This is a genomic window from Amycolatopsis sp. NPDC004625, from assembly GCF_040609695.1.
GTDB lineage: Bacteria > Actinomycetota > Actinomycetes > Mycobacteriales > Pseudonocardiaceae > Amycolatopsis.
Genome location: NZ_JBEXKX010000032.1, coordinates 18685 through 35455, shown reverse-complemented (window position 1 = coordinate 35455; position 16771 = coordinate 18685). Strand labels below are relative to the sequence as shown.

Here is a 16771-nt window from a genome sequence, read left to right as displayed (position 1 = left end):
CGTTAGAACGCGCCTTACCACTCACGAGAGGCGTTCGATGATGGTGACGTTGGCGGTGCCGCCGCCTTCGCACATCGTCTGCAGCCCGTAACGCCCGCCGCGGCGCTCCAGCTCGTGCAGGAGCGTCGCGAGGAGCTTGGTGCCGGTGGCCCCGATCGGGTGGCCGAGGGCGATCCCGCCCCCGTTCACGTTCACCCGGCCGGGGTCCGCGCCGGTTTCGTCCAGCCACGCCAGCACGACGCTCGCGAACGCCTCGTTGACCTCGAACAGGTCGATGTCGTCGACGGTGAGCCCGGCGTTGCGCAGCGCGTGCGCCGTCGCCGGGATCGGGCCGGTCAGCATCCACACCGGGTCCGCCGCGCGCACCGACAGGTGGTGGATGCGGGCTCGCGGTGTCAGGCCGTGCTCCTCGACGAACGCCGACGACGCCAGCAGGGCCGCGCTCGCGCCGTCGGAGATCTGGCTGGCCACCGCCGCGGTCAGCCGCGAACCCTCGCTCAGCGGCTTCAGGCCGCGCATCCGCTCCGGACTGGTGTCCCGGCGCGGCCCCTCGTCGTGCTCGAAGTCCTCCACCGGGACGATCTCGGCGTCGAAACGGCCCTCGTCGATCGCGGCCACGGCCCGCTGGTGGCTGCGCAGCGCGTACTCCTCCATGGCCGCGCGGCTGATGTCCCAGTGCTCGGCGATCATGTCGGCGCTGCGGAACTGCGAGACCTCGACGCTGCCGTAGCGTTCCTGCCAGCCCTTCGAGCCGGAAAACGGGTCGTCGAAGCCGTACTCGCGCCCGGCCAGCATGGCGGCGCCGATCGGGATCCGGCTCATGTTCTGCACGCCGCCGGCCAGCACCAGGTCCTGCGTGCCGGACATGACGGCCTGGGCGGCGAAGTGCACGGCCTGCTGGCTCGACCCGCACTGCCGGTCGATGGTCACGCCGGGGACGTGGTCGGGGAACCCGGCGGCCAGCCACGCGGTGCGGGCGATGTTGCCGGCCTGCGGGCCGAGGGTGTCCGTGCAGCCGAAGATGACGTCGTCGACGAAGTCCGGGTCGACCCGGGCGCGTTCGACGACCGCCTTGATGACGTGCGCGCCCAGGTCGGCGGAGTGCCACCCGGACAGCGCGCCGCCGCGGCGTCCCACCGGCGTGCGGACCGCGTCGAGGAGGAAGGCTTCGGGCACAGGGGCTCCCTAGGGGTGCTGGCTGCTGACGGAGACGACTTCGCCGGTGAGGTAGCCGGCGTAGTCGCTGGCGAGGAAGACCATGACGTTGGCGACCTCCCAGGGTTCGGCGGCGCGGCCGAACGCTTCCTTCTTGGTGAGGTCTTCGAGGAGTTCGTCGCTGGTGACCTTGGCGAGGAACGGGTGCATCGCCAGGCTCGGCGCGACGGCGTTGATCCGGACGCCGTGCTCGGCCGCGTCCAGGGCCGAACAGCGGGTCAGCGCCATCACCCCGGCCTTGGCGGCGGCGTAGTGGGCCTGGCCGGCCTGGGCGCGCCAGCCGACCACCGAGGCGTTGTTGACGATCGCCCCGCCGCCGCCTTGGGCGACGAACTGCCCGAGGGCGGCACGGGTGCAGCGGAACGTCCCGGTGAGGGTGATGTCGAGAACACGCGACCACTCGTCGTCGGTCATGTCGAGGACCGATTTCGTGCCGCCGAGCCCGGCGTTGTTGACCATCACGTCCAGGCGGCCGAAGTGCTCGACCGTGCCGTCGACGAGCGCCTGGACCTGGTCTTCCCGGGTGACGTCGCAGGGGATGGCGTGGACGTCGCCGAGTTCGGCGGCCTTCTCTTTCAGCCGCCGCTCGTGCCAGTCGCTGATGACGACCTGGGCGCCTTCTTCGAGGCAGCGTTTCGCGACGGCGGACCCGATGCCGGTGCCCGCGGCGGCGGTGACGACGACGACCTTGCCCCGCAGGAGATCGTGGCCGGGTGGGTACTGGGGGATCACGGACGCGCCTCCCGGGGTAGGCCGAGGACGCGCTCGGCGATGATGGTGCGCTCGATTTCGTCGGAACCGCCGTAGATGGTGTCGGCGCGGGTGAACAGGAACAGCCGCTGCCACTCGTCCAGCTCGTCGCCCTCGGCCACCAGGGACCGGGCGCCGCGGGCGCGCATCGCGAGTTCGCCGAGCCCGCGGTGCCACTGCGCCCACAGCAGCTTGCCGACGGCAACCTCGGGTCCCGCGGCCTCGCCGAGGGTGCGCAGGGCATGGGCCCGCAGCACACGCAGGCCGATGCGGGCGCGGGTGAGGTCGGCGCGCAGGAGCGGGTCGTCGTAGGTGCCGAGGCGTTTCGCTTCGGCCGTGATGTCGTCGAGTTCGCGCCGGAACCCGATCTGCTGGCCCAGCGTCGAGACCCCGCGCTCGAAACCCAGCGTGGCCATCGCGATCTTCCAGCCCTCGCCGGGTGCCCCGACGACGTGCGAGGCGGGGGTCCGGGCGTCGTCGAAGAAGACTTCGTTGAACTCGGAGGTGCCGGTGAGCTGCTGGATCGGCCGGATCGTCACGCCCTCCTGGCGCAGGGGCACGAGGAGGTAGGACAGGCCGTGGTGCCGCTGCGATCCGGGTTCGGTGCGGGCCACCACGAAGCACCAGTCGGCCACGTGGGCGAGGGAGGTCCAGATCTTCTGGCCGTTGATCACCCAGTCGCCGTCACGCAGCTCCGCGGACGTGGCGACGGCGGCGAGGTCGGAGCCGGCGCCGGGTTCGGAGTAACCCTGGCACCACAGTTCCCCGGCCGCGACGATCTCCGGCAGGAACCGGGCCTGCTGTTCGGGGGTGCCGAAGGCGATCAGCGTCGGCCCGAGCAGCTGCTCGCCGATGTGGTTGACCCGCGCCGGGGCCCCGGAGGCGGCGTATTCCTCGTGGAACGCGACCTGGTCCGCCAGGGACAGGCCGCGGCCGCCGTGCTCGACCGGCCAGCCGACGCACGTCCAGCCCGCCGCGGCGAGCCGGCGTTCCCAGGCCAGGCGCAGCTCGAACTCCTCGTGCTCCCGCCCCGGCCCGCCGAGCCCCCGCAGCCGGGCGAACTCGCCGGTCAGGTTGTCCGCGAGCCAGCCCGCGACCTCGCGGCGGAATCGCGTCGGTTCCACGCACGCCTCCTTGCTCACCCGCCGGTCCGGCACCTAGGGTAATGAGAACACGTTCTACTTTGCCGGTCCAGAGGAGGGTGTGGTGGGACAGACCACGATCCCGGCCGTCGTCCGCGACGCCGCCGCGAAGTTCGGCTCCGCCGAGGCGCTGGTCGACGGGCCCGTGCGGCTCGGCTACGACCAGCTTCTGGAACGTGTTCGAACCGTCGCGCGGGCCTTCGCGGCCTCCGGCGTCGAAGCGGGGGACCGGGTCGCGATCGCGCTGCCCAACACCCACCACTGGGTCACCGCGGCGCTGGGCGCGCTCTACGCGGGCGCGACCCTGATCCCGGTCAACACCCGCTTCACCGCCACCGAAACCGTCGACCTGCTCGTCCGCGGCCGGGCCCGCGCCCTCGTCGTGGCCGCGGACTTCCTCGGCACCGACCGCCACGCCGCGATCCGGGCGACCGGCGCCGAGCTGCCGGAGCTCCACACCGTCGTCCGGGTGTCCCTGGAGCAGCCGCACCGGCCGGTCGAGGGCACCCTGGGCTGGGACGAGTTCCTCGCCCGGGCCGCCCGGGTTTCCGCGGCCGACGCCGAGGCGCGGGCGGACGCCGTCCGGCCCGGCGACGTCAGCGACATCCTGTTCACCTCGGGCACCAGCGGCCGCTCGAAGGGCGTGCTGTCGGCCCACCGCCAGGCCGTCGACGTCGCCGCGGCGTGGGCGGACTGCGGCCGGGTCACCGCCGAGGACCGGTACCTGGTGATCAACCCGTTCTTCCACAGCTTCGGCTACAAGGCCGGGATCCTCGTCGGCCTGCTGACCGGCGCGGCGATCGTGCCGCAGGCGGTGTTCGACGTGCGCGCGGCGCTGCGGGCCATCGAGCGGGAGCGGATCTCCGTGCTGCCGGGCGCCCCGACGGTCTTCACGTCCCTGCTGCACGAACCGCGCAAGGGCGACCTGTCGTCGCTGCGGCTCGCGGTGACCGGCGCGGCCACCGTGCCCGCTTCGCTCGTGCGCCGGATGCGGTCCGAGCTCGGGTTCGAAACCGTCCTCACCGCCTACGGCCTCACCGAAGCCGTGGTGGTGACGATGTGCCGCCCGGGCGACCCCGCGGAGCTCGTCGCGAGCACGTCCGGCCGGGCGGCCGCGGGGTTCGAGGTGGCGATCCACGGCACGCCGGGCGAGATCGTGGTCCGCGGGCCGAACGTGATGCTCGGCTACCTCGACGACCCCGAGGCGACGGCGAAGGCCGTGGACGAGGACGGCTGGCTGCACACCGGGGACGTCGGCGAGCTCGACGCCGCCGGGAACCTCACCATCACCGGCCGGCTCAAGGACATGTACATCTGCGGCGGCTTCAACGTCTACCCGGCCGAAGTCGAGCACGCCCTGACCGAACTGCCCGGCGTGCGCGACGCGGCGGTGATCGGGGTTCCGGACGCGCGGCTGGGCGAGGTCGGCAAGGCGTTCGTCGTCGGGACCGGGCTGACCGAGGAGACGGTCGTCGCCTTCTGCCGCGAGCGGCTGGCCAACTACAAGACCCCCAAGTTCGTCGAGTTCCGGGACGAGCTGCCGCGCAACGCTTCCGGCAAAGTGCTGAAGCGGCTGCTGAGCGAGGAGACGGCATGAGTGAACCGGTGGTCCGCTACGAGCGGCGCGGGCCGGTCGCGGTGGTGACGATGAACCGCCCGGAGTACCGCAACGCGCAGAATTCGGCGATGACCTACGCCCTCGACGACGCCTTCACCGACGCGGTGAACGACCCCGAGGTCAAGGTGATCGTCCTGGCGGGCGAAGGAAAGCACTTCTCGGCGGGGCACGACATCGGCACACCCGGCCGCGATGTGGACGTCCCCTTCGACCGGCGGGCGGTGATGTGGTGGGACCACACCGATCGCGCCGGCGGTGACCAGCGGTTCGCCCGCGAGTCCGAGGTGTACCTCGGGATGTGCCGCCGGTGGCGGGAAATCCCGAAGCCGATGATCGCCAGCGTCCAGGGTGCGTGCATCGCCGGCGGGCTGATGCTGGCCTGGGTGTGCGACCTCGTCGTGGCTTCCGAGGACGCGTTCTTCGCCGATCCGGTGGTGCGGATGGGGATTCCGGGCGTGGAGTACTTCGCGCACCCGTGGGTGCTCGGTCCTCGCGTGGCGAAGGAGGTGCTGTTCACCGGAGACCGCTTCACCGCCGCGCAGGCGAAGGAATGGGGGATGATCAACCGGATCGTCCCCCGCGCGGAGCTGGCGCAGCACACCTTCGAACTGGCGGAGAAGATCGCGGGGATGCCGCAGTTCGGGCTGGCGCTGGCCAAGAAGGCGGTCAACCAGGCCGAAGACCTGATGGGGCTGCGGTCCGGAATGGACTCCGTCTTCGGGCTGCACCACCTGGCGCACGCCCACAACGCGGAAACCTCGGAAGACTCGCTCGGCGGCCAGTCCGCGCGGTCCATGCGCGACGCGGGCAAGGGGACGTGATGGACCTCGACATCGACGACGCCTCCGCCGCTTTCCGCGACGAGGCACGGGACTGGCTCGCCGCCCACGTGCGTTCGCTGCCCTCGATGGACACCGCGGAAGGGTTCGCGGCACACCGCGAATGGGAAGCGGAACTGGCCGAGGCGCGCTGGTCGGTCGTTTCGTGGCCGCGGGAGTACCACGGCCGGGACGCCTCGATGCTGCAGTGGCTGCTGTTCGAGGAGGAGTACTACGCCTCGGGCGCGCCGGGCCGGGTGTCGCAGAACGGCATCTTCATGCTGGGGCCGACGTTGTTCGCCCACGGCACGCCGGAGCAGCGTGCCCGGATCCTGCCCGCGATGGCGACGGGCGAGCAGGTGTGGGCGCAGGCGTGGTCGGAGCCGGAGGCGGGCAGCGACATCGCCGCGTTGCGCAGCACGGCGGTGCCTGCCGACGGCGGCTGGCTGCTGTCGGGGCAGAAGACCTGGAGTTCCCGGGCCACCTTCGCCGACCGGGCGTTCGGGCTGTTCCGGACCGATCCGGACGCCCGGCGCCACCACGGTCTGACCTACTTCATGGCCGACCTGCGCGCGGAGGGCGTGACCGTCCGGCCGATTCCGCAGCTGGACGGCGAACCCGGCTTCGCGGAGATCTTCTTCGACGACGTGTTCGTCCCCGACGAGGACGTGATCGGCGAGGTCGGCCAGGGCTGGCGCGTCGCGATGACGACGGCCAACAACGAGCGTGGCCTGTCGTTGCGCAGCCCCGGCCGGTTCCTCGCCGCGGCGGATCGCCTGGTCGGCCTGTGGCGGGAGAACGGCGAGCCACTGTCCACACGGGACAGGGTGGCCGACGCCTGGATCGGCGCCCGCGCCTACCAGCTCTACACGTTCGGGACGGTGAGCCGCCTGCAGGACGGCGGTGAGCTGGGCCCGGAGTCCAGTGTGAACAAGCTGTTCTGGTCGCGGCTGGACGTCGAACTCCACGAGACTGCCCTGGACGTGCTGGGGCCGGCGGCGGAAACCGACCGGGCGTGGGTGGACGGCTACCTGTTCTCCCTCGCCGGGCCGATCTACGGCGGCACCGACCAGATCCAGCGCAACACGATCGCCGAACGGCTGCTGAAACTCCCGAGGGAGGCCCGCCGATGAGGTTCCAGCTCTCGCCGGAGCAGCGGCAGTTCGCCGCGACGCTGCACGAGCTGCTCGGCGGGGCGGACACGGCCAGCACCGCCCGGGCCTGGGCGGCGGGGGAGCACGACCGCGGCCTGAAGCTCTGGCGCGCGCTCGCCGACGTCGGCGTCTTCGCGCTGCTGGTCGACGAGGACCACGGCGGCCTCGGCGCGTCGCCGGTCGACGTCGTGGTCGCCTTCGAGGCCCTCGGTTACCACGCCGTGCCGGGCCCGCTCGTCGAGTCGGCGGCGGTCGCCCCGGCGCTGCTGACCGGCGACCGGCGCACCGCCCTCGCCGGAGGCGACCTGCTGGCCACCGTCGTCGCCCCGCCGGAAGTGCCGCTGGCGCTGGACGCCGACGTCGCCGGCGTGGTGCTGGACCTCACCGGCGCGGAGCTCACCGGAGGCGAGCCGGTGCGCTCGATCGACCCGCCGCGGCGGCTGTTCCGGGTGCCCGGTGCGCGGGCGGCCGAGGGCCCCGCGTTCGACCTCGGGGTGCTGGCCGTCGCCGCCCAGCTTCTCGGGGCGGGGCAATGGCTTCTGGACACATCGGTGGCCTACGCGCGGCAGCGCCGCCAGTACGGCCGGGCGATCGGCGAGTACCAGGCGGTCAAGCACCTGCTCGCCGACGTCGTCACCCGGCTCGAACTCGCCCGCCCGCTCCTGCACGGCGCCGCGGTGGCCGGGGAGACGCTCGCCCGCGACGTCTCCGCGGCGAAGGTCATGGCCGCCGACGCCGCGTACCTGGCCGCGCGGACCGCGCTGCAGGTGCACGGCGCCATCGGCTACACCGCCGAACACGACCTCGGGCTCCGGCTGACCAAGGTGCGGGCGCTGGCCGGGGCCTGGGGCACCGGGTCGTTCCACCGGGCGCGGGTGCTGCGATGACCGATCCCCTGGACACCGAGGAAGCCCGGGCGTTGCGGGACGCGGTGCGCGCGCTGCTCACCCGCCGCTCGGGGCCGGCGGCGGTGCGGTCCGCGATGGCGTCGCCGCTGGGGTACGACGACAAGCTGTGGTCGACGCTCTGCGAGCAGATCGGCGTCGCCGCACTGGCGATCCCGGAACCCTACGGCGGCGCGGGCGCCGGCCTCGCCGAGGCGTGCGTCGTGCTGGCCGAACTCGGCCGCACGCTCACCCCCGCGCCGATGCTGGGCTCGGCGCTGCTGTGCGGCGAGGCCCTTTTACGCACGGGCAACGACGAAGCGTGCGAACGGCTCCTGCCGGGCATCGCCGCGGGCACGACCCTGGCCGCCCTGGCCTGGTCGGGCGCCGACGGCCGGTGGGCCCCGGCCCTGACGGCCTCGGCCGCGGGCCTCGACGGCCGCGCTTGCTACGTCCTGGACGGCGACACCGCCGACGTCCTGCTCGCCGTGGCCCGCACGGACGACGGGATCGGCCTGTTCGAAGTCCCGGTCGAGGGCGTCCACCGGGAGCGCGTGACGACCCTGGACCCGACCCGCCGGCTCGCTTCCGTGGCGTGCGCGGCGACCCCGGCCCGGCGGCTCGACACCGGCGGGTACGACGCGCAGGCAAGCCGGCTGCGGGACACGGCGGTGGTCGCGGTCGCGGCGGAGCAGGTCGGGGCGGCGGCACGGGCGTTGGAGCTGACGGTCGAGTACACGAAGCAACGCCGCCAGTTCGGCCGCGCGATCGGGTCGTTCCAGGCGCTGAAGCACCGGATGGCCGACGTGCACGTCCACGTGGAGGCGGCCCGCTCGGCGCTGTACGCGGCCTTGGCGGACGGAGATCCCGAAGCGGTGCTGACGGCGAAAGTGGTGTGCGGCGAGGCATTCGCCCACGCGGCGGCGGAGATGGTGCAGCTCCACGGCGGCATCGCGATCACCTGGGAGCACGACGCGCACTTGTACTTCAAGCGCGCTCATGGGTCGGCTTTGCTCTTCGGCGAACCGGAACTCGGCCGGTGAGGTGCGCGGCGGGGGCCGGGTGGTTCGCGGGGCCTCGCGGTCCGGCCGGAACTCAGCCGGTGAGCCGGGCCGCCGAGCCGGGGAGCTCGCGGTTGGCTTCGTCCAAGCCGCGAGCGACGGCGCGGCACGCGCGGCAGGTGGCGATGTGGTCGGCGATCGCGTTCGCCCGGCGCGCCGGTAGTGCGCCGCGCACCCACGCTCCCATGCGGCGGCGGGGTTCCCGGCAGATCGGCTCCTCCGCTTCGGGCACCTGCACCTGCAGGTAGGCCTGCCGCAGCCCCTCGCGCGCCCGCATCGCGAGCGCGGCCACGCTGTTGGGGGACAACCCCAGCAGCGGGGCGACCTCCGTCGGCGTGCCACCCTCGGCCGCGGTTCGCCACAGGACCGTCCGCCAGCGGCCCGGCAGCGTGCGGTAGGCCGACCACACCAGCCCGACGTTCGACCGGTGCAGGGCGAGCTCGTCGGCTCCGCCGGTGCCGAGGCCGGTGTCGGGGACCGTGGCCCGCAGCTCGACCCGGGCGTGCTGGCTGCTCCACCGCGAAACCAGGTGGCGCATCGTGACGACGAGGTAGGGCCGCAGCTCGCCGTGCGGTCCGCGGCCCGCCCGCACCACCGCCAGCACCCGGGCGAACGTCTCGGCCACCAGGTCGTCGCGCTCGGCGGGCTGCCGCACCCACGCCGCGGCGGCCCGGCGCAGCGGCTCCGCGTGCCGCCGGAAGAGGCTCCCGGCGGCCTCGGGATCGCCGCCCCGGAGCGCGGCGAGCAGCACGGCGTCGGGCCGCTCGTCGTCGGCTGGCTGCATCGGCCCTCCCGGGTCTCGGCGTGGCACGTCGTCCGGGAGTACCCGCTGGGCGCGCGATAGGTGCCGGTGGACCCGATCGGGTGACCGCGCCCGGGGCGATGACCAGCGCTTTTACCCGACCGAAGATCGACAGGCAACTGTGCCGTTGATCTCAGCCGATCGTGTAACGACGGCGTGAGGTTTTCACGATGCAGGCTTCGGACGCGGGCGGACCCCCGCGTCCGGACCCGTGGCGGCAGCAGGCCCCGCGGGCCGATGGGGTGACCGCGGCGCGCTGCCGGGTCGCAGGGGAGGAACCGATCGTGCGCTTGTCGCGTGCCGTGCCGCCGGTGCGGTGGATCCGGGCCGTCGTGCTCTTCTTGGTGCTGACGCTGGCCTTCGGCAGCGTGGAGGCGGTCGCCGCCCCGCTGCGCCCGCCGGCGCCGGTCGACCCCCGCGACGTCGGGCTTTTGTCGTCGGCGGCACCGGCACCGGTCGTGCCGCAGGCCCCCTCGAAGGCGGACTTCTCGGCGCAGAGCCGGCTGGACGGCGGCGCCGGGACGCACTTCGACCCGCAGCGCTCGACGCCGGTGGCCCGGACGATGTTCACCACCGAGTACGTCAACGCCGACGGCACGCGCTCGGTGCGGCAGTCGAACCAGCCGATGAACGTGCCGGACGCCGCCGGGAACTGGCAGCCGGTCCTGACCACCCTCGCCACCGACCCGGTGACCCGGCGCGCCGACGCCGACCGCCACCCGCTGAGCCCCTCGCTGGCCACCAAGGCCGACGACGCCGCGGTGCTGCAGGTCGAGTCGGGCGGGCACACCGCCGGCCTGGCCCTGGACCGCGCCGCCCCGGCGACCGCCGCCGTCGAGGGCGACTCGGTCAGCTACCCCGAGGTGGCCGCCGGCACCGACCTGGACTACGAGGTCACGCCGGGTGCGGTGAAGGAGACCATCAAGCTCAAGCGGCCGCCGTCCGACGGGCGCTCGTCGTGGCGGTTCAAGCTCACCACCGGCGACCTGACGCCGAAGCTGGAACGCAGCGGCGCGGTCACCCTGGCCGACAAGAACGGCGTCGCGAAGATCGTGCTGCCGCCGATCGAGACCTGGGACTCCGCGGGCCACGGCGAGACGGCTCCGGCGATGACCGGCGGGACCTACACCCTCGAGCGGGCCGGCGCGGACTGGTGGCTGACCGTCGCGGTCGACCCGAACTGGCTGCGCGACCCGAAGCGGGTCTACCCGGTGTTCGTCGACCCGACCTTCACCTACGGCGTCACCGAGTCGCACTCCTACCGCTCGGACGGCACCAACTGCGACGCCTGCGGCCTGCGGATCGGCAACAGCCAGGCCAAGGGCGACACCTACAACCGCAGCGTCTTCCACATGGACTACTCGCCGCTGTTCGGCAAGACGGTCGTCGGCGCGCGGATGGACCTGACCCGCAACACGAGCGTGGCCGGCTCGCTGAAGACGTGGAACGCGAACCTCTACCACGCGTCGGCGTTCAACTTCAACGGCGTCGGCGGCTACATGACCAGCGCGCTGGTGGGTGACGTCGGCAGCTTCGTCGGCGAAGGCCTGACCGGGTTCATCCGCGACCGGGTCAACGCCCGCGACGGCTCGGTCTTCTTCATGATGATCGGCGCCGAGAACGCCGGCACCTGGACCTACAAGAACCTCAACGCCACCCTCACCGTCGACACCGGGTCCCCGGCGCCCGCGCCCACGCTGGTCGCCCCGGCCGACGGCACGGTGTCGACCTCCCTGACGCCGACGCTGGCGGTCAACCCGGTCACCGACCCCGACGGCGAGGCCGTCAAGTACTGCTTCCGCATCGCCACCGGCGCCGACGCCAAGTCCGGCGTCGTCGTCGAGTCCGGCTGCCTGCCCACGCCGTCGTGGCCGGTCCCGGCCGGGATCCTGCAGGACGGCGTCGCCTACACCTGGCAGGCGATGACCTACAGCGGCAGCACCACGATCACCCCGTCGTGGGTCGGGCACTTCAAGATCGACCAGCGCATCGGCGACCACGGCCCGGCCCCGACCGACGACGTCGGCCCGGTGACGGTGAACCTGGCCAACGGCAACGTCGCCACCGGCGAGCAGGCCCCGACGTTCACCACCGTCGGCGGCAACGCCGGGCTGAGCTTCGGCTACAACTCCCAGCAGCGGGACAGCAAGGGCCTCAAGGCGTCCTACTTCGCCGACCTGTCGCACAACGGGCTGATCAGCGACGCCCAGCAGCCGGTGCTGGTGCGCACCGAACCGCAGGTCAACGTCGGCTGGGGCACCGACTCGCCGTTCGCGCCCGCGTTGCCCGCGGACTGGTTCGTCGCCCGCTGGGAAGGCTTCTTCCAGGCGCCGGCCACCGGCACCTACCAGTTCGCCGGCGTCCACGACGACGGCGCGGTGGTCTGGCTCAACGGCACCAAGGTCTACGACGCCGGCACCCCGAGCGACGTCAACTGGACCCAGTCCACCGGCGTCGCCCTGACCGCCGGGCAGCGGGTGCCGATCAAGGTCGAAAACGCCGAGGCGACCGGCGCGGCGACGATGCGGCTGTTCGTCCGCACCACCGACACCACCACCGTCGCCCCGCAGATCGTGCCCGCGGACTGGCTGTTCACCAGCGACCTGCCGGCCCTGCCGCAGGGGTGGGGGCTGTCGGCCGATCCGGACGGTGACGGCGGCAGCTACACCGAAGCCAAGGTCACCGACCAGAACATCGTGCTCACCGACGCCTCCGGCGCCAAGCACACCTGGACGAAGAAGAGCACCGGCGGCTACACCCCGCCCTCCGGCGAGGACGGCGTCCTCGCGCTCGACACCGCCGGCAAGGTGACGCTGACCGACGGCGGGGACGTGTCCGTCTTCCGCGCCGACGGCAAGCTCGAAAGCCAGTCCGCCAGCACGGATTCGCGCAAACCCGCCGCACTGCAGTACAGCTACGACGGCACGCCGTCGCGGCTGCGCGAAATCAAGGACCCGGTCTCCGGCCGGTCGCACGTGCTGCACTACAACCGGGCCGGCGACGACTGCTACGGCGGCGTGACCCCGCCGCCCGGCGCCCAGGCGCTGCCGCCGTCGCAGATGCTGTGCCGCGTCAGCTACTGGGACGGCACCGAAACCCGGCTCTGGTACGTCGGCGGTCAGCTGGGCCGGATCGAAGACCCGGGCTCGGAAATCACCGACTACGGCTACAACCCCGCGGGCCTGCTGGGCGGCGTGCGCTCCAGCCTGGCCAACGACTGGATCGCCGCCGACCCGGCCAACCGCAAGGCCGCCGAAGGCGACCTCACGACGTTCATCACCTACGACACCGGCGCCAAGCCGAAGGTGACCAACGTCAGCTCGGCCGTGCCCGCCCTCGGGCAGCCCCGCGAAGGCAGCACCTACCGCTACGACCCGGCCGGCCGCGTGACCTTCGTGGACACCGCGGGGCTGTCGCCCGCGACCGGGTTCTCCCGGAAGGTCACCTACGACGACGCCGACCGCACGGTGTCCACAACGGACAGTGCCGGCCGGGTTTCGACGCAGGAGTGGGGGCCGAGGGACCTCCCGCTGTCCACCACGGACCCGGCGGGCCGCAAGTCCACCACGGTGTACGACTACGCCGACCGCCCGGTCGACTCCTACGGCCCGGCGCCCGCGTCCTGCTTCACCGGGCAGCTGCCGAGCGGGACGTGCCCGGGCGGCATGGCCCACGGCCACAACGGGTACGACGAGGGTGTCGACGGCCTGGCCGTGTCCTGGTACGACAACGACCGGCTGGCCGGCGCACCCCGGGCGTACACCACCGGCCTGGGCACCGCCGACGGCTCGTTCGTCAAGAACTGGGCCGGCACGGCGCCGGCCGGCCTGCCCGCGGACCACTTCTCGCTGCGGGCCACCGGCGACATCGTGTTCCCCGCCGCCGGGGACTACACCCTGCGGCTGCTCGCCGACGACGGCGTGCGCGTCTGGGTCGACGACCAGCTGGTGATCGACGACTGGATCAACACCACGGCGAAGTGGCGCCAGGGCGTCGTGCACGCCGACGCGGCCGGGCAGGCCAAGCGGATCCGCGTCGACTACTACGAGTTCGACCTGACGGCCCAGCTGGAACTGCACTGGACCACCCCGGGCGGCACCCAGCAGCCGGTTCCCGGCACGCAGCTGAAGCCGCACTACGGGCTCAAGACGTCGTCGACGGCCTCGGAGTCCGACGGCGTCGCCGACAAGACCGGCACGACCAAGTTCGGCGAGAACGGCCTCGACCCGGTCTACGGGCTGGCCACGTCGGGCCTGGCCAACCCGGGCGGGCTGAAGGTCGCCGGCTCGGTGTCGTACGAGGCGCCCGGCGCCGGGTACCTGCGCCGGACCGGCAAGACCATGCCCACCGGCGCGAAGACCGGCTACACCTACTACGGCGACACCGAAACCCGGGTGAACCCGTGCGCCCCCGGCGGCGCCGCGGTGAACCAGGGCGGCATGGCGAAGCTGACCACGTCGACGACCCCGGCGGCGGGTCCGGCGCGGGTCGACGAGCAGGTCTACGACGCGTCCGGCCGGGTGGTCGCCGAGGCGACCGGCGGCGACTGGACGTGCACCACCTACGACAGCCGGGACCGGCCGCTGCAGGAGAAGGTGCCGGCGAGCAAGGACGCGCCGGCGCGGACGGTGACGCACGACTACGCGGTCGGCGGCGACCCGCTCACCTCGTCGGTCACCGACGACAAGGGCACCGTCACCACGGTCAGCGACCTGCTCGGCCGCGTCGTGGCCTACACCGACGTCAACGGCGTGCGCACCGGCACGGGCTACGACCAGGCCGGCCGGGTCACCTCGTCGACGGTGACGCCGCCCGACGCGGCCGACGCGCCGCGCACGGTGTCGTTCACCTACGACGACGCCGGGCGCGTGCAGACCCAGAAGCTCGACGGCCAGGTCCTGGCGACGGTCGGCTACGACACCGCCGGCGAGGTCTCGTCGGTCACCTACGGCAACGGCACGTCGCTGGCGTCGGTGACCAAGGACAACGGCGCCCGGCCGCTGTCGCTGGGCTGGAAGACCAGTGACGGCAAGGACATCGTCTCCCGGGTCGGCCGCACGACGGCCGGCACGATCGTCGACGAGTCCCTGGCCGGGACCGACGCGCGGCCGAACGCGCCGAACTACGTCTACGACGGCGTCGGGCGGCTCACCGAGGCGTACGTCGCCGGGCACCACTACACCTACGACTACACCTCGGCGGCGCCGGCGACCTGTCCCGCCGGCACGCAGGCCGACGCCGGGCTGAACACGAACCGGGTGCGGCTGCTCGACGAAACCGCGGGCGGCACCGCGGAAACCCGGTACTGCTACGACGCGGCCGACCGGCTGCTGGCCACGCAGGGCGCGACGGCCCTGTCCGGCTTCGCCTACGACGCGGACGGCAACACGACCGGCTGGACCGGGGCCGACGGCAGCACCACCACGCTGACCTGGGACGGGTCCGACCGCAACACCGGCGCGAAGACGACCGGGCCGAACCCGGCGCTCAACGCCGACATCGCCTACACCCGCGATGCCACGAACCGCATCGTGCGCCGCGACCCGCGTGACTGCGACGCCAACACCGTCGTGCGCTACGGCTACACCGGCGACGGCGACTCCGCGGACCTGACCCTGAACGGGACCGGCCGGCTGACCTCGCTGTCGCTGTCCCTGCCCGGCGGCGTGCTCTACACGTCGAAGGCCGGCTCGGACGGCGCGTTCACGCCGTCGTTCGACCACCCGTCGGTCCGCGGCGACCTGGTGCTGACCACCGACGCGGCCGGGCACCAGGCCGGCGACCTGCGCACCTTCGACCCGTACGGCCAGCCGCTGACCGCGGCCGGTGCGGTCGACCCGCAGAACGTCCCGGACAACTCGCCCGGCTCGCTGGACTACGGCTGGCTGGGCCAGCACCAGCGCGCCTACGAGCACACCGGCGCGTTGTCAGTGGTGCAGATGGGCGCCCGCCCGTACAGCCCGCTGCTCGGCCGGTTCCTGGCGGCCGACCCGGTCGAGGGCGGTTCGGCCAACGACTACGACTACGTGGTCGGCGACCCGATCAACACGACCGACCTCGACGGCACGATGTGGGGCTGGCTCAAGGCCGCGGTCAACGTCGTGACGAAGGTCGCCGAGGTCGCCTCGTGGGTCCCCGGCCCGATCGGCGCGATCGCCAGCGGCGTCGCGGCCGTCGGCAACGCGGTCCAGGGCAACTGGGGCGCGGCCGCGGCCTACGCACTGGGCGCGGTGACGGGCGGCCTGGGCACGGCGGCGATCAAGACGTTCAAGGCGGTGTCCGCGGTCGCCGGCAAGGTGTCGTCGATGGCCCGGGCGGTGCGCACGGTGGCCAAGACGAAGTTCGCGCCGAACCTGTTCCGCAACAAGTTCGTCGGCGTGGGCAGCAGGCTGTTCGGCAACAAGACGATCCAGGGCGGCCGCCAGGGCCTGCTGAACCGCCAGGGATCGCGGATCCGGATCGGCTGGAGCATCTCCGGGCTGAAGCACCTGGGCATCAAGAAGGCCGGCCTGAGCACCTTCCGGATCGGGATCGGCAAGCGCCACTATGATCTTTTCCACGGTCACATCAGCTTCAAGGGGAAGTGGACGGGATGAGCAGGTGGCGGCGGGAGCAGCCGGTCCTCGCGGGTTTCCGCGAGGAGTGGGCGGACGCCCTGACCCGCGCCGGCGTCCCGGCGGGCTCGGTCGGCATCGAGATCGAGCCCGCCGCGGAGCCCGGCCCGGACGTGGCGTGGAACTGGTGGCTTTCCTTTTCCCTCGGCGAGTTCGCGGTCGACGCGATCGTGGCCGAGGGGCTGGGGGAGCTGGCGTTCGAGGACGAGTCGGGGCGGTTCGAGGACGTCGTCGCGCCGGGTGAGGTGGCGGGTTACCTCCTCGAGCGCGTCTCACACCGCGAAAACCTGTGAGTCGTCGGCGAAAGCCTTGAACTCCAGGGCGTTGCCGGCCGGGTCGAGGAGGAACATCGTCCACTGCTCGCCCGGCCGGCCCTCGAAGCGGACGTACGGCTCGATCACGAACTCCGCGCCCGCCGCGCGCAGGCGGTCGGCGAGGGCGTGGAACTGCGGGATCGGCAGGATCAGGCCGAAGTGCGGCACCGGGACGTCGTGGCCGTCGACGGGGTTGTGGATGCGCTTCGGGGCCGCCGGGGACAGGTGCGTCACGAACTGGTGGCCGTGCAGGTTCCAGTCGGTCCACGTCTCCGCGCTGCGGCCCTGGGCGAGGCCGAGGACCTCGCCGTAGAAGCGGCGGGCGGCGGCCAGGTCGTCCACCGGCATCGCCAGGTGGAAGCGGGGGATGTCCGTCATCGGGGTTCCTTTCGCCGAGCT

General features: G+C 72.8%; 12 protein-coding genes. 7 read left to right on the top strand and 5 right to left on the bottom strand.

Features of this window, described 5'->3' with window-relative positions; all coding sequences use genetic code 11:
• Window positions 1-21 precede the first annotated feature (21 nt).
• Genes ABZW17_RS30950 through ABZW17_RS30940 form a run of 3 tightly spaced genes read right to left on the bottom strand, consistent with a single transcriptional unit; the run spans window position 22 to window position 3089 of the window.
• The gene (locus ABZW17_RS30950) at window positions 22-1176 is read right to left on the bottom strand and encodes an acetyl-CoA C-acetyltransferase (protein WP_354822133.1); all 1155 of its coding nucleotides are present in this window, start codon (window positions 1174-1176) and stop codon (window positions 22-24) included.
• A 9-nt stretch (window positions 1177-1185) separates the two neighbouring features.
• Entirely contained in the window at window positions 1186-1947 is a 762-nt protein-coding gene (locus tag ABZW17_RS30945; protein WP_354822130.1) for an SDR family oxidoreductase, read from the bottom strand.
• Window positions 1944-3089, bottom strand: a complete 1146-nt coding sequence (locus ABZW17_RS30940) for an acyl-CoA dehydrogenase family protein (RefSeq protein ID WP_354822127.1) — start codon at window positions 3087-3089, stop codon at window positions 1944-1946. The genes ABZW17_RS30945 and ABZW17_RS30940 overlap by 4 nt, the downstream gene beginning before the upstream one ends.
• A gap of 82 nt (window positions 3090-3171) precedes the next feature.
• Between ABZW17_RS30940 and ABZW17_RS30935 the strand changes: the two genes are divergently transcribed.
• From ABZW17_RS30935 to ABZW17_RS30915, 5 genes are read left to right on the top strand one after another with little or no spacing between them, the layout of a single operon-like run.
• Window positions 3172-4704 (top strand): FadD3 family acyl-CoA ligase, encoded by a 1533-nt coding sequence (locus tag ABZW17_RS30935; RefSeq protein ID WP_354822124.1) that lies wholly within the window; start codon window positions 3172-3174, stop codon window positions 4702-4704.
• On the top strand, window positions 4701-5546 hold the full coding sequence (locus ABZW17_RS30930; RefSeq protein WP_354822121.1) for an enoyl-CoA hydratase: 846 nt from the start codon (window positions 4701-4703) through the stop codon (window positions 5544-5546). Before ABZW17_RS30935 ends, ABZW17_RS30930 begins: the two co-directional genes overlap by 4 nt.
• Window positions 5546-6676 (top strand): acyl-CoA dehydrogenase family protein, encoded by a 1131-nt coding sequence (locus ABZW17_RS30925; protein WP_354822118.1) that lies wholly within the window; start codon window positions 5546-5548, stop codon window positions 6674-6676. Before ABZW17_RS30930 ends, ABZW17_RS30925 begins: the two co-directional genes overlap by 1 nt.
• Window positions 6673-7584: an acyl-CoA dehydrogenase family protein gene (locus ABZW17_RS30920; RefSeq protein ID WP_354822115.1), complete on the top strand. Its 912-nt coding sequence runs from the start codon at window positions 6673-6675 to the stop codon at window positions 7582-7584. Before ABZW17_RS30925 ends, ABZW17_RS30920 begins: the two co-directional genes overlap by 4 nt.
• The gene (locus ABZW17_RS30915; protein WP_354822112.1) at window positions 7581-8624 is read left to right on the top strand and encodes an acyl-CoA dehydrogenase family protein; all 1044 of its coding nucleotides are present in this window, start codon (window positions 7581-7583) and stop codon (window positions 8622-8624) included. Before ABZW17_RS30920 ends, ABZW17_RS30915 begins: the two co-directional genes overlap by 4 nt.
• Window positions 8625-8676: 52 nt before the next feature.
• On the opposite strand, the gene ABZW17_RS30910 is transcribed toward ABZW17_RS30915, so the two are convergent.
• Window positions 8677-9426, bottom strand: a complete 750-nt coding sequence (locus ABZW17_RS30910) for a sigma-70 family RNA polymerase sigma factor (protein WP_354822109.1) — start codon at window positions 9424-9426, stop codon at window positions 8677-8679.
• A 302-nt stretch (window positions 9427-9728) separates the two neighbouring features.
• Here ABZW17_RS30910 and ABZW17_RS30905 point away from each other — a divergent pair, with 302 nt between their 5' ends.
• Together ABZW17_RS30905 and ABZW17_RS30900 are read left to right on the top strand one after the other, a co-directional pair.
• Entirely contained in the window at window positions 9729-16040 is a 6312-nt protein-coding gene (locus tag ABZW17_RS30905; protein WP_354822106.1) for a PA14 domain-containing protein, read from the top strand.
• The gene (locus tag ABZW17_RS30900; protein ID WP_354822103.1) at window positions 16037-16351 is read left to right on the top strand and encodes a hypothetical protein; all 315 of its coding nucleotides are present in this window, start codon (window positions 16037-16039) and stop codon (window positions 16349-16351) included. The genes ABZW17_RS30905 and ABZW17_RS30900 overlap by 4 nt, the downstream gene beginning before the upstream one ends.
• Here ABZW17_RS30900 and ABZW17_RS30895 read toward each other — a convergent pair.
• Window positions 16331-16750 (bottom strand): VOC family protein, encoded by a 420-nt coding sequence (locus tag ABZW17_RS30895; RefSeq protein ID WP_354822100.1) that lies wholly within the window; start codon window positions 16748-16750, stop codon window positions 16331-16333. The genes ABZW17_RS30900 and ABZW17_RS30895 overlap by 21 nt on opposite strands.
• Window positions 16751-16771: the final 21 nt, after the last annotated feature.

What these genes read in the sequence shown, in the direction of transcription:
- ABZW17_RS30920 (WP_354822115.1), top strand. Translation starts at nt 6,673, where the DNA reads ATGAGGTTCCAGCTCTCGCCGGAGCAGCGGCAGTTCGCCGCGACGCTG.
- ABZW17_RS30915 (WP_354822112.1), top strand. Translation starts at nt 7,581, where the DNA reads ATGACCGATCCCCTGGACACCGAGGAAGCCCGGGCGTTGCGGGACGCG.
- ABZW17_RS30925 (WP_354822118.1), top strand. Translation starts at nt 5,546, where the DNA reads ATGGACCTCGACATCGACGACGCCTCCGCCGCTTTCCGCGACGAGGCA.
- ABZW17_RS30900 (WP_354822103.1), top strand. Translation starts at nt 16,037, where the DNA reads ATGAGCAGGTGGCGGCGGGAGCAGCCGGTCCTCGCGGGTTTCCGCGAG.
- ABZW17_RS30930 (WP_354822121.1), top strand. Translation starts at nt 4,701, where the DNA reads ATGAGTGAACCGGTGGTCCGCTACGAGCGGCGCGGGCCGGTCGCGGTG.
- ABZW17_RS30910 (WP_354822109.1), bottom strand. Translation starts at nt 9,426, where the DNA reads ATGCAGCCAGCCGACGACGAGCGGCCCGACGCCGTGCTGCTCGCCGCG.
- ABZW17_RS30895 (WP_354822100.1), bottom strand. Translation starts at nt 16,750, where the DNA reads ATGACGGACATCCCCCGCTTCCACCTGGCGATGCCGGTGGACGACCTG.